This is a genomic window from Mycobacterium sp. AZCC_0083, from assembly GCF_014202335.1.
GTDB lineage: Bacteria > Actinomycetota > Actinomycetes > Mycobacteriales > Mycobacteriaceae > Mycobacterium.
In genome coordinates, this window is the sequence record NZ_JACHGP010000002.1 from 517140 (window position 1) to 542315 (window position 25176).

The following is a 25176-nucleotide window of genomic DNA, read 5'->3' on the forward strand; positions in this document are numbered from 1 at the left end:
TCTCATGGGCTGTACGACGAATGAATCGACACGACGGCGAGAACGCACGCGCCCATCGACGCAACGACCTGAGCGAACATGATCCAGTGCAGGCGATCGGTCTGAATCTTGTTGTCTTCGGCTGCATCCCGAACCTCCCGGCGCAGCGCGGCAATAGTTTGATCGTCTGACCGGCCTTCGACTGGCGGGTTGTGAAGGATGCTCTTCACGTCGGGCGCCTTCCGAGCGCGGAAGACGATTACGAGCACGCCAACCACTGATAAAGCCATTGCGACCACAGCACCCTCGTCCCAGCCTGATGGCTCTGGGCCCTCTGCGAGAGACGTCGCGACGAAGGTCGCGGCAATCGCCGCCGCGAAGGTGGTGACGAGTTTCGCCGTCTGCAGTCCCTGATGCGAATGCGCATCTTCACGACTGGCGTGGTTCTCCAACCACGCCTCCAGCGCTTCTCCCATTGCTCGGCCCTCCGCCCCGTATCGTCATCGGCCCTGTCGATCGCTACCTCTCGGCGGGCGTAGTGCTGGTCGCCGACAGGCGCCCCTCATGGGTCAGCAGATCGCGTCCCAACGCGGTTACCGTCACCATTGCAACGCCGTTCTGGCGCGCGCGGGCAACCAGTCCTTGATCGACCGAGTCCTCCCAGATGGTGAGCCTGGGACACGACGTACGCCACGCCTCCATTACGTCGGTGTAGGTCCTTGGCCGGGCCGCCACCCACTCGACGAAGTCAAGCACCAGAGCGCGGGTTCCTTCCGCCATCGATTCCTCCAATGATCCGAAGTGCCACCGTGATCAGCCGCCGCAAACCGATGAGGAACGGCGTCATTCCAGCATAGATGGCTGCGCGTGCCGATGTCGAGAAGTTCAGCGGCGCAAGGACTCCGGCGAAACCTGGTGCATTTCAGGCGAATTACGGATGTCCGGGCGCGCCCGGCCCGCGCGACTCGATTCGGCGATTGGGCGGACCTGACCTCGAGCAGCATTTCGATAGGCGACATAATTAGCAATGCGAAGCAGATGTACGGAAGGGGGCTCGATCTTGACCGAGGTTGGCCGGCCGTATGCACGACCCCGGCTACTCGTGGCCGCCCTGAGTTTGGTGGCGCTGACCGTGGCAGTACTCCAGACCGCGGTGGTTCCGATTCTCGGCATCATCGCCCACCAGCTGAATGCCTCGTCGGTGGCGGTGAGCTGGACGGTGACCGCGAACCTCCTGGCGGCTGCGGCGACGACACCGCTCATCGGGCGACTCGCCGATCTGCACAATAAGAAGCACGTCCTGCTCGGTGTGCTCGTCGTCGTCCTCGCCGGGTCACTACTCGCCGCCACGACTTCGTCGCTGGCGATACTGATCTTCGCGCGCGTGTTGCAAGGCGTCTCGTACTCGCTGTATCCGATCTGCGTCGCACTCCTTCGCGACGAACTCCCCGAAGGCCGAGTCGTCAGCGCACTCGCGGTGTTGTCCGGGACGTTGGGCTTCGGCGGCGGGGCAGGCCTCGTCGTCACGGGCTTGTTGATGGACGGCGCTGCGGGTTATCACCGGGTGTTCTGGCTGACGACGGTATTCGTCATCTTCGTGATCTTCGTGGCGCTGGCGGCGCTCCCATCACGGACGGGAAGCGCCGACGGGACGATCGATTGGTTGGGCGCAGCAGGTCTGGCCGCTGGTCTGTCGGCGATGCTTCTGACGATTACTCAAGGCAATTCGTGGGGTTGGACGGCGCCAGCCACCATCGGATCCGCGGTGTTCGGCGTGATCGTTCTGCTCGCATGGTGGGCGTGGGAGCGCCGGCAGACGCATCCGTTGGTCTCCACCACGATGCTGGCCCGCCGGCCGGTGCTGTTGACCAATCTCGCGACGGTGTTCGTTGGCATGGGTCTGTACTTCGGCTTCCTCGGCCTCACGCAGTTCGTCCAGATCGACCGTGCTACCGCCGGATATGGTTTCAGCGCAACGGTTCTGCACGCCAGCGTGGTGTACCTGCTGCCCGGTGCAGTGGCAGGGTTCGTCACCGCGACGCTCAGCGGCAGTTTCATCGATCGGTTCGGGGCCCGACCAATCCTCGTATGCGGAGCACTGACCGGCATCGTCGGATTCCTGTGGCTGGCCCTTGCGCACTCGCAGCCGTGGCAGGTGATCGTCGCCGGCATCTTCACCAACGGCTACATCAGCCTCGCGTACGGCGCCTTGCCTGCGCTGGTGGTCAGCGAGGTCGACGGCGGCGAGACGGGCGTGGCCACAGGGGTAAACGCGATCGCTCGCACGGTCGGCAGTGCGATCGCCGCCGCAGCGGTGGCCGTCCTCCTCGGCCGACCCGTGGCCGCGACGGGCATGCCGCCCGAGCATGCCTTCATGACGATCTTCATCGCGGGCGCGGTCACGGCCGGACTGGCGCTAGTGCTGATTGCGGGTTCTCGCGGCAGGCAACCCCAAGTGGAGTCGGTCGAGGCGACGGTCGATGTCCGTGCCATGAACCACGAATGGGGCTGACGGGCACCACCCTCTCGCACGAGGTTTGTGACAAAGCACAGACAGCCGGTTCACTCTGCGGCATCGTTGTCGATATGAGCCAGAAGGTTCCGACCCCGAGAGACCTCGTTGCCGCCGCACAGGCGGCGGCGGAGACCGCGCAATCGGTCGCCAGCGGAGCGTTGCGCATACCGCCCGCGTCGATTCAGCTCGCCAGTCAACTCCCAGATCTGATCGAGAATCTGGCGACGACGACCGAACGTTTGAACACGGCCATCGATCGCGCCGAACGCTACCTCGCACTGGCGGACCCCTTGATCCGGACGATGGACGCACTGCTCCCCCAGCTGGAAGCACTCGTCGCGACGGGCAACGACGTCTACAACGCGGTGTCGAGCGTGCCGGGCGTCTCCACCCTGAGTCGGCTCGCCACTCGCGGCGGTTCGGATGCCCCGCCGAAGGGCCCCCGCAAGCCGTAATCTTCGTACGCCCTCACGGCGGTCACCGAATGGGGATGAGTTCGACCCCGGCCGCCTCGAGTGCAGCGCGGGTCTTGCGCGCGATGTCGACGGCGCCCGGCGTGTCGCAATGCACCAGCAACGCCTCGGCCTTGACGTCGATCTCGCTGCCGTCGTTAGCGGTGATGCGGCCCTCGGTGACGATCTGCACCGCCCGCGCCGCGGCCGCATCGGCGTCGGTCAGCAGAGCGTTCGGCTCGGTGCGAGGCTGCAGGAGACCTTCAGGCGTATAGGCGCGGTCGACGAATGCCTCGGGGATCAGGCGCAGGCCGGCCTCTTGACCGAGCCGCCATGCCTCGGTCCCGGCCTGGCAGAGGAGCGGCAGTCTCGCATTGAACTCCACGGTGGCGTCGACGAGTGCCTTGGCGTGTTCGGTGTCCTTGGCCGTGACGTTGTAAAGCGCCCCGTGAGCGCGGACGTAGTCGACCTTGCCGCCTGCCAGGCGGGCGAACACTTCCAAGGCCCCCATCTGGTAGAGCAGGTCGTCGCGCAGCTCGTCTCCGGGCATCGCGATGTACCGGCGACCGAAGCCGTGCAGATCGCGGTAACTGACCTGGGCGCCGATGGCAACACCATTCTTGACGGACAAGGCGCAGGTACGTCGCATGATGCCGGGGTCACCGCCGTGGAATCCGCAGGCGATGTTGGCGCTGGTGACGATCTCGAGCAGCGCGTCGTCGTCACCGAGGCTCCAGCGACCAAGTCCCTCACCGATGTCGGTCGTCAGCGCTACTCGTGCAGTCACGGCTTCCTCCTGCTCTCATGGTTCATCGTGCTTCGGCCGTCGTATCAAGTATCGCCCCCGCCGGTTAGCGACCGGACGATCTGCGGTACTGCCGCCAGACTCGTGCTCGGACGCAGCGCCGTCGAGGGGCCCACGTAGATAGACGGCATGCCCACGCCGCGCGGCCCTACGACGTCGGCGTCCCAGTTGTCGCCGACGAAAACCGAATCTTGGGCGGCCGCACCGCACTCGCGCAGAGCCGTCGCGAAGATGTTTGGATGGGGCTTGCGCCAGCCGACGGTCACCGAGCTGATCACACGGTCGATGGTGGTGTCCAGGCCGAACGCTCGGACCAGACGCGGGACGAGTGCCGGGTCATGGGTATTGCTGACGACTGTCAGCCGGTGGTCGGATGCGAGATCGGTGACGCATTCAAGGGCATGTTGTGCCGGTGAGACGCTCTCGGTCCACGTGTCGAGGTATTCGCCGATGAGGATCTCGATGGCGCCGTTGGCCAGCGTGGGTGCGCCGATCGAACGCCAATACCGTTGTGCTACTTGGTGCATGGAGTACTCGCGACCCGTGCCCGCGGCTTGGGTCTCGAGGTGTTCCCAGGCGTCGTGCCAGTGGGCGTCTGATGCAGTCTCGGAGATCGTGACCCCAGCGCGCCGCGCGAATGCCAGTGGCGCGTTGTAACTCGGGTGTGTGGACGGGTCGTAGTCGACGAGCGTGCCGAAGAAGTCGAAGAACACGTGGCCGGCCACCGCGCCCCCGTCAGGCGCCGACGTACGCCGCGAGGTGTTCACCGGTGATGGTCGACTTGTCGGCGACGATGTCGGCGGGTGTGCCCTCGAAGACGACGCGTCCGCCGTCATGGCCGGCGCCGGGGCCGAGATCGATGATCCAGTCGGCGTGCGCCATCACCGCCTGGTGATGCTCGATGACGATCACCGACTTGCCCAAGTCGACGAGCCGGTCGAGCAGACCGAGCAGCTGGTCGACGTCGGCGAGGTGAAGGCCGCTGGTCGGCTCGTCGAGGACGATCACGTCGGCCTTGTCGGCGCCACCCTTGCCCAACTGGGTGGCGAGCTTGAGCCGTTGCCGCTCACCGCCGGACAGCGTGGTGAGCGGTTGCCCGAGGGACAGGTACGCGAGGCCCACGTCGGCGAGTCGTTCGAGGATCTTGTGGGCGGCCGGTGTGGCGGCCTCACCGTCGCCGAAGTAGTCCAGCGCATCGAGCACCGACATCGCCAAGACCTCGGCGATGTTCCGTCCACCCAGGGTGTATTCGAGCACCGAAGCCTGGAACCGTCTGCCCTCGCACTCCTCGCAGGTGGACTCCACGGTGGCCATCACACCCAACTCGGTGAAGATGACGCCCGCTCCGTTGCAGGCCGGGCAAGCGCCCTCGGAGTTGGACGAGAACAGTGCGGGTTTCACGTCGTTGGCCTTCGCGAACGCTTTACGGATCGGGTCGAGCAGTCCGGTGTACGTCGCCGGGTTGCTTCGCCGCGATCCGCGGATCGGCGCCTGATCTACCGTCACAACCGCGTCCTGCCCTGCCACCGAGTCGTCGATCAGCGAGCTCTTGCCCGAGCCTGCGACCCCCGTCAGCACCACCAGCACGCCGAGCGGGATGTCGACGTCGACGTCCTGCAGGTTGTGGGTATGCGCCCCACGCACTTTCAACGCCTCCGACGAGGACCGCACCACGTCCTTGAGTGCCGCACGGTCATCGAGATGACGGCCGGTGGTCGTGTCACTCTTGCGCAGCCCGTCCACGGTGCCTTCGAAGACCACCTCGCCGCCAGCGGTTCCGGCACCGGGGCCGAGGTCGACGACGTGGTCGGCGATCGCGATCACCTCCGGCTTGTGCTCGACGACCAGCACGGTGTTGCCCTTGTCGCGCAGTTGCAACAGAAGTTCGTTCATGCGCGCGATGTCGTGGGGATGCAGCCCGATCGTGGGCTCGTCGAACACATACGTGACGTCGGTAAGCGCCGATCCGAGGTGGCGAATCATCTTGACGCGCTGCGCCTCACCACCCGATAGCGTTCCCGCTGGGCGCTCGAGCGACAGGTAGCCCAGCCCGATCTCGACGAACGCATCGAGAGTGTGTCGCAGCGACGCGAGCAACGGGGCAACGGTCTTGTCGTCGACCCCGCTGACCCATTCGACCAGATCGCTGATCTGCATCGCGCTGACGTCGGCGATGCTGCGCCCCTTGATCTTCGACGATCGGGCCGTATCGGACAGTCGAGTGCCGTCGCAGTCGGCGCACGTGGTGAAGGTCACCGCCCGCTCCACGAAGGTGCGGACGTGCGGCTGCATCGCCTCGACGTCCTTGGCCAGGAAGGACTTCTTGATCTGTGGGATCAGCCCCAAGTAGGTGAGGTTGACGCCGTCGATCTTGAGCTTGGTCGCCTCCTTGTGCAGAAGGGCGTCCAGTTCCTTCTTCGTGAAGTCGCGGATCGGCTTGTCCGGGTCGAAGAAGCCGCAGCCGTTGAAGATTCGGCCATACCAGCCCTCCATGCTGAAGCCGGGGATGCTCAGCGCACCCTCATTGAGCGACTTGGAGTCGTCGTACAAAGCCGCCAGGTCGATGTCGTTGACCGAGCCGCGGCCCTCGCAGCGCGGGCACATACCGCCGACGATGTTGAAGTCGCGGCGCTCCTTCACCGTCCTACCTGCGCGCTCCATCGTCACCGCACCAGCACCGCTGATCGAGGCGACGTTGAACGAGAACGCCTGCGGCGAACCGATGTGCGGCTTCCCGAGCCGGCTGAAGAGGATGCGCAACATCGCGCCGGTGTCGGTTGCGGTGCCGACGGTGGAACGCGGGTCCGCACCCATGCGCTCCTGCCCCACGATGATCGCCGTCGTGAGGCCCTCGAGTACGTCGACGTCCGGACGGGCCAACGTCGGCATGAAGCCCTGCACGAACGCACTGTAGGTCTCGTTGATCAGGCGCTGCGACTCGGCGGCTATGGTGTCGAACACCAACGAGCTCTTGCCCGATCCCGAGACGCCGGTGAACACGGTCAGCCTGCGCTTCGGAAGTTCGACGCTGATGTCCTTGAGATTGTTCTCGCGCCCGCCGTGCACGCGGATCAGGTCGTGGATGTCGGCATCGTGCGGCGCGGCGGCCGTCCTCTTCGCCATGGTTTCGTGAATCCCTTCGGGTACTCGGTTTCGAACGGGCGTTGCGCCGCCATGGTCATGCACCCGTCATGTGCCTGAAAGCATCTGCACCACAGAGCCGTTCACGACGTCGGTCGCTGGGCGGAAGTCGTCTGGATAGCATTCGGGCGATTCTTCGATTGCCGACGAGCGGCTCAGCTCAGCTCCTGGATGCGCACCGTGTTGCCCGCCGGGTCGCGGAAGGCGCAGTCGCGGGATCCCCATGGCTGGTCGGTGGGCTCGGACATGACCTCGGCGCCGCTGGCCTGCACCTTCTCGAAGACACCATCGACGTCGGGGGTGGCAAGCATGATGCTGGCGTAAGTGCCCTTGGCCATCATCTCGGCGATGACGGCGCGCTCGTCGTCGGTGATGCCGGGGTCGGCGGCCGGGGGCGTCAACACGATGTTCATGTCGGGCCGGCCGGCGGGCCCGACGGTGATCCAGCGCATGTCTTGATATCCGACGTCCTTGCGGACCTCGAATCCCAGCGCGTCGCGATAGAACGCCAGGGACTCCTCCGGATCGGTGTGTGGGAGGAAGGTTGTGTTGATGCTGATGTCCATGTCGATCACGCTAACGGCGCCTAGGACACCGACGCTTCTCGATTCCTGATCGGTCTGGTGACTTGTTTGGCCACGCACGATGGTATGCCCGCGGTCTCGCCCTTCGCCTGGCTCCGGTACGTGCTCGGCGGCACGCCGACCAGCTCGGTGAAGCGGGTGCTGAAAGTGCCCAGCGACGAGCAGCCGACCGCGAAGCAGATCTCGGTGACGGACAGCTCGCCGAGGCGCAGCAGTGCCATCGCGCGCTCGATGCGCCGCGTCATCAGATACGAGTACGGCGACTCTCCGTAGGCGAGCTTGAACTGGCGGGACAGGTGACCGGCCGACATGTTCACCCCGCGGGCGAGCGCCTCGACGTCCAGCGGTTGCGCGTACTCCCGGTCCATCCGGTCGCGAACGCGGCGCAGTAGCGCGAGGTCCCGCAGGCGCTGCGGGTCGGGTCGGGTGGTCACCTGCGCGATGGTGCCACGTCGCACCAGCGTTTCCTAGCACTGCAGGCTCGGCGAATCGCCCGAACAACGGGCGCCATCCCGATACCGTTGGTGGGTCACGGAAGGCAGCGCATCATGGCGATCGATCTGACGCTCTATCTCGATGACCAGCCCGGTGAGCTCGCGCGTATCGGGGATCTGCTCGGTGCGGCGGGCGCCAACATCGCCGGGCTCTGCGCGCTGACCAGCGGTGGCGGGCAAGCCGAGGTGCATGTTCTCGTCGACGATCCGATGCCCGCGTTCGAGGCGTTGGATCATGCCGGGATCAAGATCGTCGCGGAGCAGGAAGTGATCGTCCTCGACGTCAAGGACGAACCCGGCGCGCTCGGGGAAGTCGCCCGCAAACTCGGCAACGCGGGGGTCAACCTGACGACTGCATATCTCGCGACCAACACCCGCCTTGTGCTCGCCGCGGACAACCTCGCCAAGGCGAAGTCCGCGCTCGGCTGACCCGAGTTCCGGATCGGCTGAGGGTTTGGCATGCTGCAAACATGACGCGTTGGTACCCGCTGGAGCCCTCCGATGCCAGTGTCCTCGTCTCCGCTCCGCACGTGTACCGATACCGGTCGCACTTCGCGGCGCCGCCGGAGCGGGTCTGGGAGTCCCTGGCCTCCGATGAATCGCTGGCGGCGTGGGGCCCGTCCCTCAAGGCGGTGAACTGGCTGTCCCCCCGCCCCTTCGGCGTCGACACCACCCGCGAGGTCGTGCTGGTCGGAGGCGCCCCCCGCATGCGCGAGCGCTTCTTCCGTTGGGAGGAGGGTCGCGGTTACTCCTTCGCCGTCTTCGAGTCGAGCGTGCCCCTGTTCCGGCATTTCGTCGAGGCTTACGGCGTCGAGGCCGAAGGCGACGGCACGCTGTTCACGTGGACGATCGCGATCGAGCCGAAACGTGCGTTCGCTCTGCCGTTCAAGGCGCTGAGCCCGGTGTTGAAGTTCGCATTCGGCCGCACGGTCGCCGACGGCAAGAAGTACTTCGACAAGCAGGCCTGACGCAACCAGCGGACGTCGACTGCACGTCACTGAAGCAGGCGCGTCACCGCATCCTCGACGATCTGAAGATGCTCGGCCATCGCAGCCGACGCTCGTTCCGACGATCCCTCGGCGATCGCCTCCACGATGGCGCGATGCTCGACACCTGACGCCTCCTTGCGCTGCGACACCGTGTTGAGCATCTTCGACTGTTCGGATAGGGCTTCCCGAATGTCGTCGACGACGGAGGCGAACACGACATTGCCGCTCGATTGCGCGATGCACAAATGGAACTCACCGTCGAGACGCACCCATTCGGACGGATCGTTCACCACGTCCATGCCGCTGACGAGTGCGCGCAACCGCTCGAGTTGTTCGTCGGTTCGGCGCAAGGCTGCCAGTCCGGCCGCCGGAACCTCGATGTGTGGTCGCGCCTCACGCAGTGCCTGCACCGTGTATTGGCCGAACACGGGTTCGGACCGGACACGATCACCAACGACGAAGCTGCCTCGGCCGGTCAACGTCTCGGTCAGCCCTAGGGCGTTGGTCGATCGCAGCGCTTCGCGGATGACGGATCGGCTGACCCCATAACGGGTGGCTAGTGCCGCCTCAGAGGGCAGCTTGGCGCCGACCTGCAGGTCCTTCTCCTCGATCGAGGTCCGAAGATCCGCGAGGACGGCCTCGGCAGCACCCACCCGGGAGGTGCGAGGCTGTCTATCGGTCCAGCTGTCAGACAAGCTCATGGCTCGAAACTATACCCGCAGGTCCACGACATGCATGCGACGCCCGCCCGCGAGTTTGCCCCTTCCGGTTGCGGAGTGCGCGCCCGCGTAAGACGATACTGCCATGTACTTGTCTGACAGCATGACAGTCAGTTATCCAGACCCCTGGCTACAGGATGCCTGGGCGGCGCTATCGCTGCTCGCCACGCAATCTGCAGCCGAGGCCGCCCGGCACTCCTCCGCGGAACAGATCCGCTCGCTGCGCATCCTGGTGGCACAGATGCGCGCCTTGGATGAGGCCGGGGCGTGGGAATCCGTCACCGCCGCAACCTACTTCGGTATCTCCGAAGCCAGTGGCAATCAGATCTACGAAACACTGTTCTACGACCTTTGGCAGGCGCTCACCCAGTCCGGCGAGCGCTGGGACGTCGCGGCCCGGTTGTGGCCGGTCCGGCGGTGGGCAGAACACTCGCTGGAGGCGGTCGTCAGCGGGATCGCCAGCGCTGAACCCGAACTGGCCAAGTCGGCGATGGAGAGCCACATCCGCGGCGCGCTCGCCGCCCTCGATGTGCCGCAGCCGGGCCGTTAATCGCGGGACAACACCGCGCGATCGTCGACGCGCACGGCGATCACCACGGCGCCGTCGACGCCGGCCTTCCATCGGTAGGCAACGCCACCGCCACACAGGATTCGGTCGCCGACCCCGAGGCTGTGAGTGCACTCGCCGTCCTCGGCCCAGATGGTCACGACGACGGCGCCCCGAACCACATATAGGACGACCTCGTGGATGTGGGCCTGCCATTCCTCCCCCGCTCCGGCGTCACGGGTCACCTCGGTGACCTGGACCTGTCCACCGAGGTTGCCGAGCGACCGGTCGGCATTGCCGGCTGCACCGCAGGACCGGCCTACGTCGACGACGCTGTCGGCTTGGGCGGCGCTGATGACGTCGCTCATGTTGCACCCCAACGCCGTGGCAATCGCCGACAACGACTGCAGAGACGGTTTGGCGCGGTTGTTCTCCAGTTGAGACAGGAAGGGGACCGACAGCCCGCTCTGCTCGCTGAGCGCGGCGAGCGTCAGGCCACGGTCGCGCCGCAACCCACGGATGGCGCGTCCGAGATGTTGGCCACCCGAGGTCCGAGGATCGAGATCGCGGGAGATCTTACGCATTGTTTACGTCGCCCACTTCCGTCGTAATAAGCCCCCGGCTACTTTCTCAAAAGTCTAGTTCAATCAAAAGTTTGACAGCCTGGCCACGTACCCGTGTACCGGCGACCGCAAAATTTCAGTTTTCACCACACTCCCGAGGAACACGATGAGCACACCTCCGGTATCTAACACGGCGTACGACAACTCCGCCCTCAGCCATGAGGACGAGGGCTACCACAAGGGGCTCAAGCCCCGCCAGATTCAGATGATCGCGATCGGCGGTGCGATCGGTACGGGCCTCTTCATGGGCGCAGGCAGCCGATTACACAACGCGGGACCGGGGCTCTTCATCGTCTACGCGATCTGCGGTGTCTTCGTCTTCTTCATCCTTCGCGCGCTGGGTGAACTCGTCCTGCACCGCCCGTCATCGGGTTCGTTCGTGTCCTACGCGCGTGAATTCTTCGGCGAGAAGACCGCTTTCGTCACTGGCTGGTTGTACTTCTTCAACTGGGCGATGACCGCCATTGTCGACGTCACCGCCGTCGCGCTCTACACGCACTACTGGGGCATGTTCAAGGTGATACCGCAGTGGCTGATCGCGCTCATCGCCCTGGTCGTGGTGCTCGCGCTCAACGTGATCTCGGTGAAGCTATTCGGCGAGATGGAATTCTGGGCGTCGATCATCAAGGTCGCCGCACTGGTGACGTTCCTAGTGGTCGGAACCATCTTCCTGGCCGGCCGCTTCGACATCGAGGGCCAATCGACCGGATTCAGTGTGCTCACCGACAACGGCGGACTGTTCCCCGAGGGAATGTTCGCACTGGTCATCGTGACCTCAGGCGTGATCTTCGCCTACGCCGCAGTCGAACTCGTCGGCACCGCGGCGGGCGAAACCGAGAACCCGGCCAAGATCATGCCGCGCGCGATCAACTCGGTGATCGTCCGAATTGCGGTGTTCTACGTCGGCTCGCTGATCCTGCTGGCCTTGTTGCTCCCCTACACGACCTATCAATCCGGCCAGAGTCCGTTCGTCACGTTCTTCTCCAAGATCGGCGTTCCGGCGGCCGGCGGGATCATGAACCTGGTCGTGTTCACCGCAGCACTGTCGAGCCTAAACGCCGGTCTGTACTCAACCGGCCGCACGCTGCGGTCGATGGCGATGAACGGCAGTGCCCCGGCGTTCACGGGAAAGATGAACAAGAACGGCGTGCCGTTTGGGGGAATTGCGCTGACCGGCGTCATTACCCTGGCCGGCATCGCACTGAATCTGGTGGTTCCGGCGGAAGCATTCAACATCGCCCTTGACCTGTCCGCGCTGGGCATCATCTCGACCTGGGGCATGATCGTGCTCTGCCAGATCCAGCTCTACCGGTGGGAGAAGAAGGGCATCCTCGAGCGGCCCGCATTCCGTCTGCCGTGGACTCCGTACACCAGCTACGCGTCGCTCGTCTTCCTCGCCGCGGTCACGATACTGATGTGCTACGAGAATTACTGGAATCTCGTCGCGATCATCATCATGGTGCCTGCGCTGATCGGCGGCTGGTATGCGGTGCGCACGAAGGTCATGGCGATGGCTCAGACCCGCATCGGCTACACCGGTGAGTACCCGGTGGTTCCGGGGTTGATAGCGCCCATTCCGTTCCCAGAGCATGACAAGGACGACAAGGGACACGACGCCGAACGCTGAGCACAACCCACCCGATCGATGCCCGGCCACGGACGTAGACGTGGCCGGGCATCGATCCGTTCGGACGTCACCGCCGCTTGTTCGGCGACCCCGTTCGCACCCACACGGCGACGTAGAACGCGAATGCCATTGCGAGCGGAATCAGTCCGATCGCCCAGCTCAGCGGGAGCGGCGGTCCTGGCTGTTTGAGCACGTCGATGGTCAACTCGCCAGTGCCCGCCCCCTGCGGCCCGTCGATATCGAACCGCAGTGTCCACGTCCCCGCGGCGTCGAGGGAGCGCACGTCGAGTCCCCAAATGCTCCGGTTGCGGGGATGTCGGGACAACCTGTGGGTGTCGGATCTGCCGTCTGGGGCGATCTTGGCGATCGTCCCGGACTTGTCGGCGATGCCGCCCTCGGGCACGAAGGTGAAGTCCAGCGACTGCATGGCACGAATCGGCCAGACGGTGAAGCCAACGGTCATCGGGTAGGGCCCGACTTGGACGTGCTCGGTGTGTACCACGTAGTCCAGCGGATCGGCGGCAGCCGACGGTGCGACGCCGATCGAGAGCGCGAGCGCGGCGCACGTGACCGCGACGACCGCCCGCAGCTTGCCGAGGATGGTCATGCCGCCACCGCCGCGTCGGACGTGTCGGTGCGCCGCGTGTTCGCAAGCCGCATCGCGTAGCCGAGCCGCCAGATCGCCATGCCGATAAGGGCTCCGAGAACACCGGCCGCGATACACGTGAGCACCAAGCTCGGGGACGACCGGCTGGCGTCAGGTCCGTCGCCGCCACCGCTGAACTGCACGTTGACCCACCAGATGATCGCTACCGCACCGACACTCCCGTACAGGCCGAGCAGCCACACGGTGGCGTCGCGCCACCGCAACAACAGCTCGACGACGACGCTGAAAACGAATACGGCGGTCGGGAGAATGAGCCGCTCGACGGGGAAGCCCAGCTCGCTGAAGTCACGAAGGGCCAGATGCTGAACGTCCGCGTACCAGACGACGGCCCAGTTCGCGAAGTTCCAAATCACCAGATTGACGACGAGGTTGAGCAACCCCGTTCCCACCGCTCCTCCCCTCGGAAGTACCCGGGCCCCCAGCAGAACGCACGCGATCGGAATGACCACCCAGGCGATGCCATCCCAGTTGATTTGGGAATCCAGGTTGATATCGCCAAGCGCGCTGCTGGTGATGGTGAAGTACGATCCGAAGGCTGCCAGCGCGGTCATCAAACCATAACGGCCCCAACGATGTTCGCGGGCCGCAGCGAATACGATCACGGTGCCCATGATGGTCATGCAGATCGAGTTCAGCCACCCCTGGTGCGGCGGTGAGGCGATGGTGACGTCGAATCCGTAAAGGCCATGCCACCACTCATCCCACAGCCCGTACAACAGGAACGAGGCTGCCGCGATGCCGCCGATCAGGTAGCCGATCGGGGCCGCAAAGATCCCGAGCACCTTGAACGCCCGACCGCCGACGGCCGGGTCGGGCTCGACGCCGCGGCGCTGCGCCGAGGTTGCCCGAAGCACCATGACCAAGCTGATCAACCCGGCGATCGCGCCCCCGGAGTAGACGAACAGATGCGGCAGGGTGAAGAAGCTGTCCGGCCCAACATCGGTGTGCCAGCCGATGTCCCACGCCAGCCCCGACAACGAGATCAGTGTGCCTGCCAGCATCACCAACGCCGGAACCCGTCCCTCGGCATCCTTCACGGGCGGGCCCGCCTCCTGGCGTTCGGCCTCGTTCGCAGTCGTCATGTCGCTCTCCCCTTCTTGATGATCAGCCGCTCGTGGTGACGTTCAGAACTGCCTGGTGAACCTGACCGGACGCAGAGATCCGCACGGTGATCTCCCACTGCCCCGCCATCGACAGGTCCACGTCCCCGCGATAGCGCCCGGCACCGTCCTCGGTGGCCACGACAGGTGTTGTTGCATGGCCCATTTGGGGCATGCCGGGTTCGAAGGTCACCGAGTCCGGTGGCGGCGGTTGGCCCCCGTTCCCCGATAGCTCGACGACGAGGGTGTTGACTCCAACCTTGGGAGGATCCCCACCGAGACGGACGAGGTAGGGGCCTGCCGCTGCTGCCGACGTGGTCGAATCCGTGGCTGTCGGCCACAGGAGCCAGGCTCCCGCTCCGATCACCGCGATGGCGATGACGACCGTGACGAACAGACGCGGACGACTCATGACTGCGGGACCTCGACTTCGGTTGATGCGGTAAGGATCGTGTAGTCGCGTTCGGCTTGGACCCACACCTTGTAGCGGCCAGGGAGCGCAAAGGTGTAGGTGAAGTCGATCTCCGGTCCGTAGCGAGCCACCGATTCGTCGGGCTGCCCACCGGCAGACCCTGGGGTGGCAGGGACCATGGCATGCGCGTGCGACCAAATCGGCGCCGCCACCGCCGCTTTGCCGACATCGGGCGCATCGGACAGCGGCCCGACCACCATCATGTGTCCGGTCATGCCGAGCCACGGTTGCACATCGGCAGAGTCCCCGAATCGGGCACGAATGGTGCTGGGACTGCCTGCCGGGGCCACCGTCGAATTGATCTGCCCTGGCGACGGTGCCGCGGGAGCCGGGGCCGTAGAAGCGAGCGGGGCGCCGGCGACGACCGAGGCACGCAGAAGCTGAATTCCTCCGCCGCGGCGGGCGACTTCGGCGGCCATCGCGTAGGTGCCGCGTTCGACTTGCTTCAGTCCCACCTCGTATTGGCCCGGGGCGACGCGCACCGGATGCAGGTGGAACATGCCGCCCGACGGTGACACCACGATGAGATGGATCAGCGCGCCGTGATGAATCAGCAAGTCGTCGACGGGCCGCCCGGTGGCGGAGTCGATCATGCTCAACTGCAGCGTCGTGGCGCCGCCGTGGCTGGTGGTGGACACCGACAGGTTTACCGGTGGTCGCGAATAGTCGGTCGGAGTAACTGAATTCGCCGCAATTCGGGCGTAGGGATTACGGATGTTCTCGATCGTGGGATCCAGGTCGTGACCGGGCTGCGGCGGGGGCGGAGAGTACGCGGACAACACGGCCCCGGTGACCGCGACCGCCAATGCGATGACCATTACGGTCGCAGGGACCAATGCCACCCAGCTTCGGCGCGACCGCAGGGTCACCGCGAGCGAGACGATCAGCAGTGCCCCCGCGGCGAAGAAACCGTAGTCGCTGGCCTTCTTCCAGGGCGGGGTTACCCGAGCCGGAACCAGAAACGGGATCCGGGCCACCGTGGTGCCGTCGTCGACCAACAACTCCCACGGACCGGGCCGATCGACATTGAGCGTCGTCGAGTAGATGCCCGGCCTCGCCCCGAGGACGACGTCTCCAGAGTTGGTGGTCGCGCCCGGCGCAGTCGCGGAGAGCCGCAACGTACCTGGGGCGTCGCCCCGATGCGTGACCACGTCGACGTGCAGCGGTCCAAGCACCGGACCCACCCGGCGGATCGTCACCGTCAACTCTCGGCCGCCCAGCGTTTGGGCGACGTGGACGTCGGTGTCCGACCCGATGCCGTCGGCCCGTGCGAACGAAACCGGAGCGCATACCACCAGGATCAGAGCCACCAGCAACGCCGACGACAGACGACGACGGAACGGGTGCAGGTCGGCCTTCGAGTCGGGCTGGGTGCGGTGCGATGACGGCGCGTCAACCCGGACCCGGACCGCTGCCGTGAACATCCGCGACCTCCTTGGCATTGCACCGACTCTCGACTCGACACTACCGACGGAGAGATTTAGTTGGTGATACCAAACATATTGGTTGGTGCCACAAACTAAGTCAAGGTAAGATCGCTCGGTGGGAACCAGGAAGCCGGACGCCGGAACGTCACGCGCGGCAGGCTCCGATGAATTCGTCAACGCCCTCGCCCAGCTGTCGTTCGTCGTCCAGAGCATGTTGGCGCGTACCGCGGCCAAGCACGATTTGTCGCTGACACAGCTCCGCCTGCTCGGCATGCTGCGTAATCACCGACCGAGCATGCAGGATCTGGCTCAGCGCCTCGGCCTCGACAAGTCCAGCGTCACTGGGTTGGTCGATCGCGCCGAACGGCGCGGCCTGATGAAGCGGGAGACGGACCCGTGCGACGGACGCAGTGTGCGCGTGGTGATCACCGCGCTGGGCCGTCAGGTGGCCCGCGAGGGCTCGGCCGAGATCCGCGAGGCGCTCGTACTCGTCACCGAACCGCTATCGGCAACGCAGCGCACTCAGCTGGTCAGGTCGGCGCGCATCGTCGTCGAGACCGCCCGCGCACTCGAGTCCCCCGTCTCCCGTCAGTCTCAGACAGAACGCGGCGTCAACGCGACGCCATCGGCGGGCGCGTCCCAATCGATGACGTAGCGCTGCTCCTCGCCCATCGTCTTCTCGATGTTCATGGCCTTCAGCATCAACGGGATCATCACCCGCATCATGCGCTGGGCGACCGGGCCCGGCGCCTTGGCGTGGCTGACGCGCGCTCCTCGGGCGGCGATCGTCTCCACCCGGGAACGGCGCAGTCGCTCGTATGTCACGAAGGCCGAAGGCAGGTCGGGTAGGTCACGCAGACAGCGAGCCAGTTGGATCGCGCTCTCCATCGCCAGCGATGCACCCTGCCCGGTGCTGTTGGACGGCGCGTGCACCGCGTCGCCGACCAGCACCATGCGATCGCGATACCAGTTCGGTACGGGCGGCATGATGTGCAGCGCGCCGACGGCCTGCAGGGTTTCGCTGGTGGTCCGTTCCGCCAACCAGCCGCCTGGGGTGTCGCCGGCGTAGGTCGCGCGCAGGGTGTGCAGCCACTCGTCGGCGGGGACGGCGCGGGCCTCGCGCAGGCTGAGGTATTGCGGTGACGGCAGATTGACGCCCCACCCGATGCGCCCGTCGGGCCGCATCCAGTACAGGTAATACGCGCGCTTGCCGAAGGCGAAGGTCATCGAACCCGGCACGACACCGGTGATTCCATCGGCGTCGCCGTCCACCAGACCCTCGAACCCGAGCAGGTTGAGGTAGCGCGCACCGGGGGCGTCGGGGTCGATGAGACGGCGCACCGCCGAGTGCACGCCATCGGCGCCGATCAGCACGTCTGCGCTGGCGCTGCTGCCGTCGGCGAAGTTGGCGGTCACGCCGTCGGGGCCTTCCTCGACGCCGATCAGCTTCTTGCCGTGCTGAATTCGCACCCCGGCACGCTGCGCGCGCTCGCCGAGGATGCCGTGCAACACCCCCCGATCGATCAGCTGCCGCGGCGGGAGACCCTGCGGCCCCGGCACCTCACGACCCGGCTTGCCCGCGATCGACATGAAGGACCGCGCGATCGGGATGGCCGCGGCGCGGACGTCGTCGTCGGCGTCGATGATTCGCAGGGCGGCGAGCCCATTGGGCTCCAGTGCAAGTGATCCGCCGATCCCGTTGGCGGCCGAGGGATCAGCCGGCCGGGCTTCGTACACGGTGGTGTCGATGCCTGCCATGGTGAGTGCGGTCGCCGCCACGGGGCCTGCGATGCCGCCGCCGATGACGAGGGCGGTGTGCGCTGCGGACATGTGCTCTGCTCCCATTATTCGTGCTCGGCGCCGCGTTGCGCGAGCTCACTGAGTTCGGTTGGAATGGCGCCGCTTTCGTGCCATTTCCGCCAGACGTCGAGCATCGGGAAGGCGCCCGAGGACAGGTCGTCGACAAGGGATCGCGTCCAGTCGGCCTCTGCCACGGCCATCGCGATGCGGTATTCGTCCTCGATGAGGAAGAGCCTCGGCACGTAGGCGCCGACGTCGGCCGCCACGGCCCGCTGGGCGTCGATCTGTTCGGATAGCCGGGCAAGCCGCGTGCGCAACGACGCGATCGCGTCGTCCGGCGCGAGCACGATCATGACGGACAGTCCCGCGACGAACCGCGTGTGTTCGGTCTCGGGCTCGGCGATCAGCTCGCTCGTCCATTCGACGAGCTCGCGGCGGCCGGCTTCGGTGATCTGGTAGACCGTGCGCTCTGGGCGGGCACCCTGGCGGGTGACCTCGATCGGTTCCACGAAGCCGTTCTTCTCGAGGTTCTGCACGACGGTGTAGAGCGAGCCCCACTTGATGTCCATGTCGCGGTCCTTGCCGCGGGCACGCATGACCGACGCCATCTCATAGCGGTGCATCGGGCGCTGGATGACGGTGGCCAGCACGGCCAGCGCCAGCAGGTTCGCGACCTTGCGTTTGGGTGCCACGGCAGGCACCTCGCTTCCAATTACTCGTAGGCGAATATACGTAGGCGAGTATCAGTGCGCAAGAAATCGCAATACGCCGACGGCCGGACCTGGTTGAGTCGATCTCACGTTTTGCCGCCGAGGTGCGTCTACAGGATGTGAATGTGCGACCGTTCGAGGACGTGGTAGCCGAGTACGGCCCGACCGTGCTGCGCGTCTGCCGCGCGGTGCTCGGGCCGGTCGATGCCGACGATGCCTGGTCGGAGACGTTTCTGTCCGCCATGCGGGCCTATCCGAGTCTCGACTCGGGTGCCAACGTCGAAGCGTGGTTGGTCACGATCGCCCATCGGCGCGCCATCGACGTCGGACGCTCGATTTCGCGCGCACCCGTGCCCGCTGAGGCACTTCCAGAACGGCACACCGAGCCCGCCCACCCCGCGGACGACGACCCCGACCTCTGGGCAGCGCTCGCATCGCTGCCCGACAAACAGCGCAAGGCGGTGGCCTATCACCATGTCGCCGGTATGCCGCACGCCGAGATCGCAGAACTACTCGGCAACTCCCCCGATGCCGCCCGCAGAGCCGCCGCGGACGGCATCAAGGCGTTGAGAAAGATCTACCCAAAGGACGACCCATCATGAATCTCGAGAATCTCACCGGGGCGAGCGAAGCGACGGGAAGAGTCTTCGACGCATTGGGCGGGGACGACTCCGACACCCTGGCACGGTTGCACAGCCGCCTCGAACGCGATGCCGAGCACGAGGATCTGCTGGACGTCGCGTACCGAACTCTGGACACCCCGCTCGGCTCACTGCTGCTCGCGGCGACGCCCGTCGGCCTGGTGCGCGTCGCCTACGCCAGCGAAGGCCACGACGCGGTACTCGCGTCACTGGCCGACAAGGTCAGCCCGAGAATCCTGCGGGCACCTGCCCGGCTGGACGGCGTGGCACGCGAGATCGACGAGTACTTCACCGGGAGCCGCACCCATTTCGACCTGCCGTTGGACCTGCAGCTCACCGACGGCTTCCGCCGCGAGGTGATCGAGCACCTTTCCGAGATCGGCTACGGGCACCGCGAGAGCTACGCGGCCGTCGCGGCCGCGATCGGTCGCCCTCGCGCCGTGCGCGCCGTCGGAACCGCCTGCGCCCGCAACCCCCTCCCGCTGGTCATCCCGTGCCACCGGGTGGTCCGCACGGACGGCTCGATCGGCCAGTACGTCGGCGGCGTCGACGCAAAGCAGACCCTACTGACCCTGGAGGCAGCATGACGACAACGATGAAGGCACCTGTGGCCGAACGCATTTCCGCACAGAACTGGCCCGCGCTAACCGACGAGATCGACGCCTTCGGCTGCGCGCAGACCGGGCCGATCCTCACCCCCGCCGAATGTGCGGAGTTCACCTCCATGTGGGATGAACTACAGCGGTTCCGTTCGACGATCGACATGGCCAAGTACCGGTTCGGGCAAGGCACCTATCGCTACTTCGCCAACCCGGTGCCCGAATCGATCATGCGGATGCGAGCAGAGTTCTATCGCCTGCTCCTTCCGGTCGCGCGCGACTGGGCCGATCGGCTGGGCGACCCGGCGCCCTGGCCCGACGAGTTCGAGGACTGGCTCGACGCCTGCCACGCGGCCGGACAGACCAGGCCGACCCCAATTCTGCTGCGCTACACCGCTGGCGATTGGAACGCGCTGCACCGCGACCTCTACGGCGACCTCGTCTTCCCGCTGCAGGTCGTGTTCGGGCTGGACCGGCCCGGCGTCGATCACACCGGCGGGGAGTTCCTACTCGTCGAGCAACGCGCCCGAGCACAGTCGAAGGGCACGGTGACCGTGCTCGAACAGGGCCACGGACTGATCTTCACCACCCGCGACCGCCCGGCCCCGACGAAGCGGGGATGGTCGAGATCACCGGTGCGGCACGGGGTCAGCCGGATCAGGTCCGGGCAGCGCCACACCCTCGGCCTCGTCCTGCACGATGCTCAATGACACAGAGGCTCAATGACGTAGGCGCAATGACGAAGGTACGACGCGATGTTCACGCTGATCGGCTCGGACGGTGAACGGTACGAGAGCTCGACGCCGGGGCAATTGGGCGGGTACCGGCGCGGGAAGCTGTACGGCCGGCTCGACTGCCCCTCCGCACTGAGGGCCATCGCCCGTGGCGGTTACGTGGCGCATCGGGTGTTCTTCGCCGACCAGCCGACGGCCGTGGCAGCCGGCTACCGCCCGTGCGCGGTGTGCCTGCCCCAGCAGTACGCCGCCTGGATTTCGGATGTCACCTCACATTCCGGCGGCCGGCGTCGTCTACAGGGCAAGAGTCTCAACAGAAGGAGCGAACAACCATGACGACCATGACCATTGCCCGGACCGCGCACGCGACCCGACTCGGCAACCTGACCATCGAGGCGAGCGCCTTCGGCTTGACCCGAGTCGCCTTCACCGCAGACCCCACCGCACCGACAACGGACCTTGGCTTCGGTCGGGCCCACGCATTCGAAGCCGGTCGGCAGATCGACGAGTACCTCGCCGGAGCCCGACGGAACTTCACCGTCCCGATCGACTGGTCGCGCATGAGCGCATTCGACGCCATCGTTCTGCAGACCCTGAGCGCCGCAACGGGTTACGGCGAGACGATCACTTACGGTGAGATCGCGCAGCGCATGGGCCGTCCCTCGTCCGACGCCCGCAAGGTCGGTGGCGCGTTGGCGCGCAACCGGGTTCTGATCATCGTGCCCTGCCATCGCGTGGTTGCCGCCGACGGCGCCCTCACGGGCTACGCCGGCGGGCTCTCCGTCAAACGAGCGCTGCTCGACCTGGAATCGCCGGAACTTCGTCTCGCCCTCTAAGGCATCCGGCCGGGGTTACGGGACTTGCACGCACCGTTCCTTGTGTGTGAGCAGGAGTGAGTTCTGCTCGGTTGCGGCCCGAACGGTGTTGGCCGCTGGCGGCGGGTGTTCTCCGGTGCACCGCGACCCATCGTGTGGGTGGCGGTGGGCCGGAACTGCCGTGCCTTCCAACGTGGGGGCGGGTCGACGGTCGGGCCTGGCCGGTGGTGTGCCCGCAACGGTCCTCTGTCCGTTGCGGGGTCCTGCCGGCCGTCGCCTGATCGCCAATCCGAGGCCACGTCTGCCGATCGCGGTCGCCGCGCCGTGATGGCGGGTCACCGGTTCGGAAGACTGTTGTCGAAGGGGCTTGACCCAGTGTTGGGCACCCCATTTGCTGGTGTAGGCCGGATCTACGCCGATGATCGCGATGTCCCGGCGGACGGCCATCGCGGTCAGGCGGGTGCGGAAATTTGCGGTCGGGATGCCGGCCACGGTGCGGCGGAACCGTTTCCCACGATTCCCACGGCCCATCGTGTCGCGCCCGGTGGCGCGGGCATCGGCGAAGTCGAGGTTCTCGATGACCACCGCTGAGCAGTTATTGATCTGGGCAGTGTCGAGGAGGGCGGTGATCGCCGCGCGGACCCGGCCATCACGCCGCGATGCCGCCAAACCCGCGGTGGCCACTCCGATCGTGATCGGGTCCCCGGCCGGATTGCCCGATCCGTCGAGCACACAGGCGGCGAGGTGATCGGCGTTCAGATCGACACCGAGCACCGGACCGCTGCGCAACTCATCGATCGACGGCGCCACTACGGGGTCCTGTTTCCAGGATGCGTCCAGATACCAACGCCCACGAGAAGAGTCGTAGCTGATGTCGTAGCGCACCGCTCGTCGGCCCGTGACTCGCACCGCCCACTCGGTACTGCGGTGGCTGAATTTCACCGGTGCGGCAACATTGATATGCGTCCCGTACTGGTCAACCAATGAGGCCGGGACTTTGATCCGCAACCGGCCCGCCGCGTCGACGCGGATGGTCTCGTTGCCGCCGATCTTCCCGGTCTCCCCGTCAGCGGTGAGGAACATCCGCGTCGCGTCCCAGCGTGCCCGCCACTGGGGTTCAGTGATGCCCGCCTCGTCGAGGTGGGTGCGGTTGCGCCACAATCGTTTTCCGCCGATCGTGACCGAGGGTCGGCCCGCATCCAACGCCTTTTGCGCGACGGCCAGTCGCCCCCGCAGTATCGCCAGGCGCCGGGTCTTCGCGAACCGCTCACCCGCCGACCGGTAACCACACCGTCGAGACCGGCCAGTGCCGGTGGGGACGGCTTCACCGGGGCGCAGCGCACACCGCAGCTTCAGCACCTCCACGGCGCGCCGGAGATCGGTGACGTGGGCGCTCAGCGCACGCATGCCCAGCTGGTACTGGTCCTCGACCGCCCGGGTGAGCGCCCCCGCCCACCGCGACGACGACACCGTGGTGAGCGCCTGTTTGCGCCGGGCGCGCCACGCAGCGTGCTCCTCATGGCCCAACCGACCCAGTCCCACCCGGGCCGCGAGTTCTGCCCGGTACACCGATCCCAGAAACGATCCGATCCCCGCCAGTGCGGAGGCCTCAGCCTCGCTGAGGTGAACTCGAGTCCTGATCCGCACCCCCGCCGGCGCCGCCGCGACTACCGGATCGGTGATCCGGCGCAACGCCCGACGCTCACTGGCCATGACCAACATCGTGACCGAGGGCACCGACAAACGCGGACGGGCCGACATCACGCTGCGCAGCCCACCGCCTTTATCGCCCCGGTTACGGGCCGAGCGACGCCCATACAACCGCGCACAAAATGAGGTCAACACCTCCACCATGTCGCGCACCAGATCCTCGGTAACCTCGCCAGAGTCCAGGACCACCACCAGTCGGCGGCCGGTGGCGGAACCAAACGACCGCGACGCAGCCCCACGGATGTGTAGCAGATTGCTACACTGTGTTGCACATTGCTACAGCCGTGGAGGTGGGACATGTCCGAGGCAGCCGACCGGGTCACTCGGGTCGCCGCTGACCTGATGGAGAGCGCCACCACCGAGGGCGCCCGTCAGAGCCGCTCGGCCAAGCAACAACTCGACCACTGGGCACGCGTCGGGCGCGCGGTGTCGAGCCAACAATCAGCGGCGCGGCGTCGCGTCGAATCGGCGCTCGCCGGTGACCTGGAGACGAACGACCTGAGCGTCGAGGAGGGCGTCGTCTTCAACGCCGAGATCTCCGCAGCGATCGAGGAGAGCCTTGCGCGCATCAAGTACGGCGACGTCCTCGCCGCACGCGGCATCACGATGGTCGCCATGAACGACGAAGGTCAGATCGTCGAGTACTGGCCCGACGGCACCTCCGCCGTGATCGCGGGCGAACGCTGATCGGTGAAGCGCGCTGACCTCGTCGTCGGACCCAATGGGGCAGGAAAGTCCACCTTCGTCGCGCTGACACTTGCTCCGCTGCTCCCCCGCAGCGTGTTCGTCAACGCCGACGAGATCGCCAAGCAACGCTGGCCCGACGATCCTCTCTCACACGCCTACGACGCGGCGCGTGTCGCCTCCGAAACCCGTTCCCGGCTCATCGAATTGGGCCGGTCGTTCATCGCCGAGACGGTCTTCTCCCATCCTTCAAAACTGGATCTCGTCCATGCGGCGCGTGCCGCCGACTACACAGTCGTCGTGCACGTCCTCTTGATCCCCGAGGACCTCGCCCTCGAGCGCGTCAGTCGAAGGGGCCGCGCAGGCGGTCAGGACGTGCCGGAGGAGGTCGCCACGGCCGCCACTGCGTCCGACACGGCAACGGTCTACGACAACTCACGGCGCGACGGCCCGCGGATCGTCGCTCGGATGAGCGGCGGCATTGCGGTCGGCTCCTGGTCGTGGCCGAGTTGGACGCCCGAGTCGCTTCGCTCGTGCTGGCCGGGCTGAGAGCCACGACCTCGGCGGGCCGACGCCCCCACGCCCTTCGAATTAAGCTCGTCACCATGCCAAGTGTGTTGACGGTCAATCTCGCCCGGCCGCGGCCGAACCCGGACAAGCAGTCGGTGCTCACCGGCATCGACAAGCAGCCGACTGACGTCGCCGTCGACGTACGCCCCCCGGGCCCCAGGCGCGTCGGACTCGGCAGCGGGCTGACCACAGATGCGATCGGCAACAAGAAACTGCACGGCGGAGACGATCAGGCCGTGTACGCGTATGCACGCGAAGACCTCGACGACTGGCAGACCAAGTTCGGACGCACGCTGGACAACGGCAACTTCGGCGAGAACCTGACCACGTCTGGGATCGACGTGACGGGCGCGCGAATCGGCGAGCGGTGGCACGTCGGGTCGGACGGTCTGGTGCTCGAGGTCACCTCACCCCGGACCCCGTGCCGGACCTTTGCGGCGTTCCTGGAGATACCGGACCTGATCAAGACCTTCACCAAGGCGGCGATTCCCGGGGCCTATCTGCGGGTGATCAGCCCTGGCACCGTGCGCGCCGGCGATCAGGTCGTCGTATCCGATCGCCCCGACCACGACGTCACGGTCGCAGTGGTATTTCGCGCGATCTTGAGCGAACCCGAGCTGCTACCCCAGCTCATCGACGTCGACGCGTTGCCAGAGGACATCAAGGATCTTGCGCGTCGTCGGGGCGCCCAGCCAGGCTGACAGCAAACCGCCGCGACACTGCGACCGAAATGCAGAACGGGGTTCGTCGGGGCGACGCCTGTACGCTAAGC

Annotated in this window: 31 protein-coding genes and 1 pseudogene; 15 read left to right on the forward strand and 17 right to left on the reverse strand. The window is 66.2% G+C overall.

What is annotated here, in order from left to right; genetic code table 11:
- Window positions 1-2 precede the first annotated feature (2 nt).
- Window positions 3-455 carry a hypothetical protein gene (locus HNP02_RS06060; protein ID WP_184436111.1) on the reverse strand — a complete coding sequence of 151 codons (453 nt, stop codon included), beginning with the start codon at window positions 453-455 and terminating at the stop codon, window positions 3-5.
- 43 nt (window positions 456-498) lie between these two features.
- Window positions 499-759, reverse strand: coding sequence for a hypothetical protein (locus HNP02_RS06065; RefSeq protein ID WP_184436112.1), 261 nt, complete (start codon window positions 757-759; stop codon window positions 499-501).
- A 280-nt stretch (window positions 760-1039) separates the two neighbouring features.
- On the opposite strand from HNP02_RS06065, the gene HNP02_RS06070 reads away from it, so the two are divergent.
- The gene (locus HNP02_RS06070; RefSeq protein WP_255506226.1) at window positions 1040-2491 is read left to right on the forward strand and encodes an MFS transporter; all 1452 of its coding nucleotides are present in this window, start codon (window positions 1040-1042) and stop codon (window positions 2489-2491) included.
- A 74-nt stretch (window positions 2492-2565) separates the two neighbouring features.
- The gene (locus HNP02_RS06075; RefSeq protein WP_184436114.1) at window positions 2566-2949 is read left to right on the forward strand and encodes a hypothetical protein; all 384 of its coding nucleotides are present in this window, start codon (window positions 2566-2568) and stop codon (window positions 2947-2949) included.
- Between the two features lie 22 nt (window positions 2950-2971).
- Here HNP02_RS06075 and HNP02_RS06080 read toward each other — a convergent pair whose 3' ends face one another.
- From HNP02_RS06080 to HNP02_RS06100, 5 genes are all read right to left on the reverse strand, one after another.
- Window positions 2972-3733, reverse strand: a complete 762-nt coding sequence (locus HNP02_RS06080; protein WP_184436115.1) for a LamB/YcsF family protein — start codon at window positions 3731-3733, stop codon at window positions 2972-2974.
- A 44-nt stretch (window positions 3734-3777) separates the two neighbouring features.
- On the reverse strand, window positions 3778-4476 hold the full coding sequence (locus HNP02_RS06085) for an HAD family hydrolase (protein ID WP_184436116.1): 699 nt from the start codon (window positions 4474-4476) through the stop codon (window positions 3778-3780).
- Between the two features lie 10 nt (window positions 4477-4486).
- Window positions 4487-6874 carry an excinuclease ABC subunit UvrA gene (locus HNP02_RS06090; RefSeq protein WP_184436117.1) on the reverse strand — a complete coding sequence of 796 codons (2388 nt, stop codon included), beginning with the start codon at window positions 6872-6874 and terminating at the stop codon, window positions 4487-4489.
- Window positions 6875-7047: 173 nt separating this feature from the next.
- Complete coding sequence (locus HNP02_RS06095; RefSeq protein ID WP_184436118.1) at window positions 7048-7458, reverse strand: VOC family protein; 411 nt, start codon at window positions 7456-7458, stop codon at window positions 7048-7050.
- 20 nt (window positions 7459-7478) lie between these two features.
- A complete protein-coding gene (locus HNP02_RS06100) occupies window positions 7479-7844 on the reverse strand; it encodes a helix-turn-helix transcriptional regulator (RefSeq protein ID WP_221317291.1) in 366 nt (121 codons plus the stop codon).
- A gap of 180 nt (window positions 7845-8024) precedes the next feature.
- Here HNP02_RS06100 and HNP02_RS06105 point away from each other — a divergent pair, with 180 nt between their 5' ends.
- The gene (locus tag HNP02_RS06105) at window positions 8025-8399 is read left to right on the forward strand and encodes an amino acid-binding protein (protein ID WP_184436120.1); all 375 of its coding nucleotides are present in this window, start codon (window positions 8025-8027) and stop codon (window positions 8397-8399) included.
- Between the two features lie 41 nt (window positions 8400-8440).
- On the forward strand, window positions 8441-8938 hold the full coding sequence (locus tag HNP02_RS06110) for an SRPBCC family protein (protein ID WP_184436123.1): 498 nt from the start codon (window positions 8441-8443) through the stop codon (window positions 8936-8938).
- Between the two features lie 26 nt (window positions 8939-8964).
- Here HNP02_RS06110 and HNP02_RS06115 read toward each other — a convergent pair whose 3' ends face one another.
- On the reverse strand, window positions 8965-9660 hold the full coding sequence (locus HNP02_RS06115) for a FadR/GntR family transcriptional regulator (protein ID WP_184436125.1): 696 nt from the start codon (window positions 9658-9660) through the stop codon (window positions 8965-8967).
- Window positions 9661-9763: 103 nt separating this feature from the next.
- Here HNP02_RS06115 and HNP02_RS06120 point away from each other — a divergent pair, with 103 nt between their 5' ends.
- On the forward strand, window positions 9764-10228 hold the full coding sequence (locus tag HNP02_RS06120) for an FCD domain-containing protein (protein ID WP_184436127.1): 465 nt from the start codon (window positions 9764-9766) through the stop codon (window positions 10226-10228).
- Here HNP02_RS06120 and HNP02_RS06125 read toward each other — a convergent pair.
- The gene (locus HNP02_RS06125) at window positions 10225-10809 is read right to left on the reverse strand and encodes a helix-turn-helix transcriptional regulator (RefSeq protein WP_184436129.1); all 585 of its coding nucleotides are present in this window, start codon (window positions 10807-10809) and stop codon (window positions 10225-10227) included. The genes HNP02_RS06120 and HNP02_RS06125 overlap by 4 nt on opposite strands.
- A gap of 145 nt (window positions 10810-10954) precedes the next feature.
- Here HNP02_RS06125 and HNP02_RS06130 point away from each other — a divergent pair, with 145 nt between their 5' ends.
- Window positions 10955-12475, forward strand: a complete 1521-nt coding sequence (locus HNP02_RS06130) for an amino acid permease (RefSeq protein WP_184436131.1) — start codon at window positions 10955-10957, stop codon at window positions 12473-12475.
- 67 nt (window positions 12476-12542) lie between these two features.
- On the opposite strand, the gene HNP02_RS06135 is transcribed toward HNP02_RS06130, so the two are convergent.
- From HNP02_RS06135 to HNP02_RS06150, 4 genes are read right to left on the reverse strand one after another with little or no spacing between them, the layout of a single operon-like run.
- Window positions 12543-13082, reverse strand: coding sequence for a hypothetical protein (locus HNP02_RS06135; RefSeq protein ID WP_184436133.1), 540 nt, complete (start codon window positions 13080-13082; stop codon window positions 12543-12545).
- Window positions 13079-14224 carry a hypothetical protein gene (locus HNP02_RS06140; RefSeq protein WP_184436134.1) on the reverse strand — a complete coding sequence of 382 codons (1146 nt, stop codon included), beginning with the start codon at window positions 14222-14224 and terminating at the stop codon, window positions 13079-13081. Before HNP02_RS06140 ends, HNP02_RS06135 begins: the two co-directional genes overlap by 4 nt.
- 22 nt (window positions 14225-14246) lie before the next feature.
- On the reverse strand, window positions 14247-14654 hold the full coding sequence (locus HNP02_RS06145; protein WP_184436136.1) for a FixH family protein: 408 nt from the start codon (window positions 14652-14654) through the stop codon (window positions 14247-14249).
- Entirely contained in the window at window positions 14651-16138 is a 1488-nt protein-coding gene (locus HNP02_RS06150; protein ID WP_255506229.1) for a hypothetical protein, read from the reverse strand. Before HNP02_RS06150 ends, HNP02_RS06145 begins: the two co-directional genes overlap by 4 nt.
- Before the next feature lie 118 nt (window positions 16139-16256).
- On the opposite strand from HNP02_RS06150, the gene HNP02_RS06155 reads away from it, so the two are divergent.
- Entirely contained in the window at window positions 16257-16796 is a 540-nt protein-coding gene (locus HNP02_RS06155) for a MarR family winged helix-turn-helix transcriptional regulator (RefSeq protein ID WP_221317197.1), read from the forward strand.
- Here HNP02_RS06155 and HNP02_RS06160 read toward each other — a convergent pair.
- Together HNP02_RS06160 and HNP02_RS06165 are read right to left on the reverse strand one after the other, a co-directional pair.
- Window positions 16736-17971, reverse strand: a complete 1236-nt coding sequence (locus HNP02_RS06160) for an FAD-dependent monooxygenase (protein ID WP_184436138.1) — start codon at window positions 17969-17971, stop codon at window positions 16736-16738. The two genes, HNP02_RS06155 and HNP02_RS06160, sit on opposite strands and share 61 nt — an antisense overlap.
- Before the next feature lie 14 nt (window positions 17972-17985).
- Window positions 17986-18633, reverse strand: a complete 648-nt coding sequence (locus HNP02_RS06165; RefSeq protein ID WP_184436140.1) for a PadR family transcriptional regulator — start codon at window positions 18631-18633, stop codon at window positions 17986-17988.
- Window positions 18634-18770: 137 nt separating this feature from the next.
- Here HNP02_RS06165 and HNP02_RS06170 point away from each other — a divergent pair, with 137 nt between their 5' ends.
- From HNP02_RS06170 to HNP02_RS43545, 5 genes are read left to right on the forward strand one after another with little or no spacing between them, the layout of a single operon-like run.
- Window positions 18771-19253, forward strand: a complete 483-nt coding sequence (locus tag HNP02_RS06170) for an RNA polymerase sigma factor (RefSeq protein ID WP_375373640.1) — start codon at window positions 18771-18773, stop codon at window positions 19251-19253.
- Window positions 19250-19879 (forward strand): methylated-DNA--[protein]-cysteine S-methyltransferase, encoded by a 630-nt coding sequence (locus tag HNP02_RS06175; RefSeq protein ID WP_184436144.1) that lies wholly within the window; start codon window positions 19250-19252, stop codon window positions 19877-19879. Before HNP02_RS06170 ends, HNP02_RS06175 begins: the two co-directional genes overlap by 4 nt.
- An 8-nt stretch (window positions 19880-19887) precedes the next feature.
- Window positions 19888-20601 (forward strand): 2OG-Fe(II) oxygenase, encoded by a 714-nt coding sequence (locus HNP02_RS06180; protein WP_375373645.1) that lies wholly within the window; start codon window positions 19888-19890, stop codon window positions 20599-20601.
- Window positions 20602-20646: 45 nt separating this feature from the next.
- Window positions 20647-20961: an Ada metal-binding domain-containing protein gene (locus tag HNP02_RS06185; protein WP_184436148.1), complete on the forward strand. Its 315-nt coding sequence runs from the start codon at window positions 20647-20649 to the stop codon at window positions 20959-20961.
- Window positions 20958-21461: a methylated-DNA--[protein]-cysteine S-methyltransferase gene (locus tag HNP02_RS43545; protein WP_304610991.1), complete on the forward strand. Its 504-nt coding sequence runs from the start codon at window positions 20958-20960 to the stop codon at window positions 21459-21461. The genes HNP02_RS06185 and HNP02_RS43545 overlap by 4 nt, the downstream gene beginning before the upstream one ends.
- 15 nt (window positions 21462-21476) lie before the next feature.
- Here the strand turns inward: HNP02_RS43545 and HNP02_RS06195 are convergent, their stop codons facing one another.
- Both HNP02_RS06195 and HNP02_RS06200 read right to left on the reverse strand, forming a co-directional pair.
- Entirely contained in the window at window positions 21477-23153 is a 1677-nt protein-coding gene (locus HNP02_RS06195; protein ID WP_184436150.1) for a hypothetical protein, read from the reverse strand.
- Window positions 23154-23222: 69 nt separating this feature from the next.
- A pseudogene (locus HNP02_RS06200) lies at window positions 23223-23360 on the reverse strand (IS607 family transposase); the annotation flags it as partial.
- An 87-nt stretch (window positions 23361-23447) separates the two neighbouring features.
- Here HNP02_RS06200 and HNP02_RS06205 point away from each other — a divergent pair.
- The 3 genes from HNP02_RS06205 to HNP02_RS06215 are packed head-to-tail and all read left to right on the forward strand — an operon-like array spanning window position 23448 to window position 25105.
- Window positions 23448-23837 (forward strand): hypothetical protein, encoded by a 390-nt coding sequence (locus tag HNP02_RS06205; RefSeq protein ID WP_184436152.1) that lies wholly within the window; start codon window positions 23448-23450, stop codon window positions 23835-23837.
- Window positions 23838-23840: 3 nt separating this feature from the next.
- Window positions 23841-24383 carry an AAA family ATPase gene (locus tag HNP02_RS06210; RefSeq protein ID WP_184436154.1) on the forward strand — a complete coding sequence of 181 codons (543 nt, stop codon included), beginning with the start codon at window positions 23841-23843 and terminating at the stop codon, window positions 24381-24383.
- 56 nt (window positions 24384-24439) lie between these two features.
- Window positions 24440-25105 carry an MOSC domain-containing protein gene (locus tag HNP02_RS06215; protein WP_184436156.1) on the forward strand — a complete coding sequence of 222 codons (666 nt, stop codon included), beginning with the start codon at window positions 24440-24442 and terminating at the stop codon, window positions 25103-25105.
- The last annotated feature ends 71 nt before the right edge of the window (window positions 25106-25176 follow it).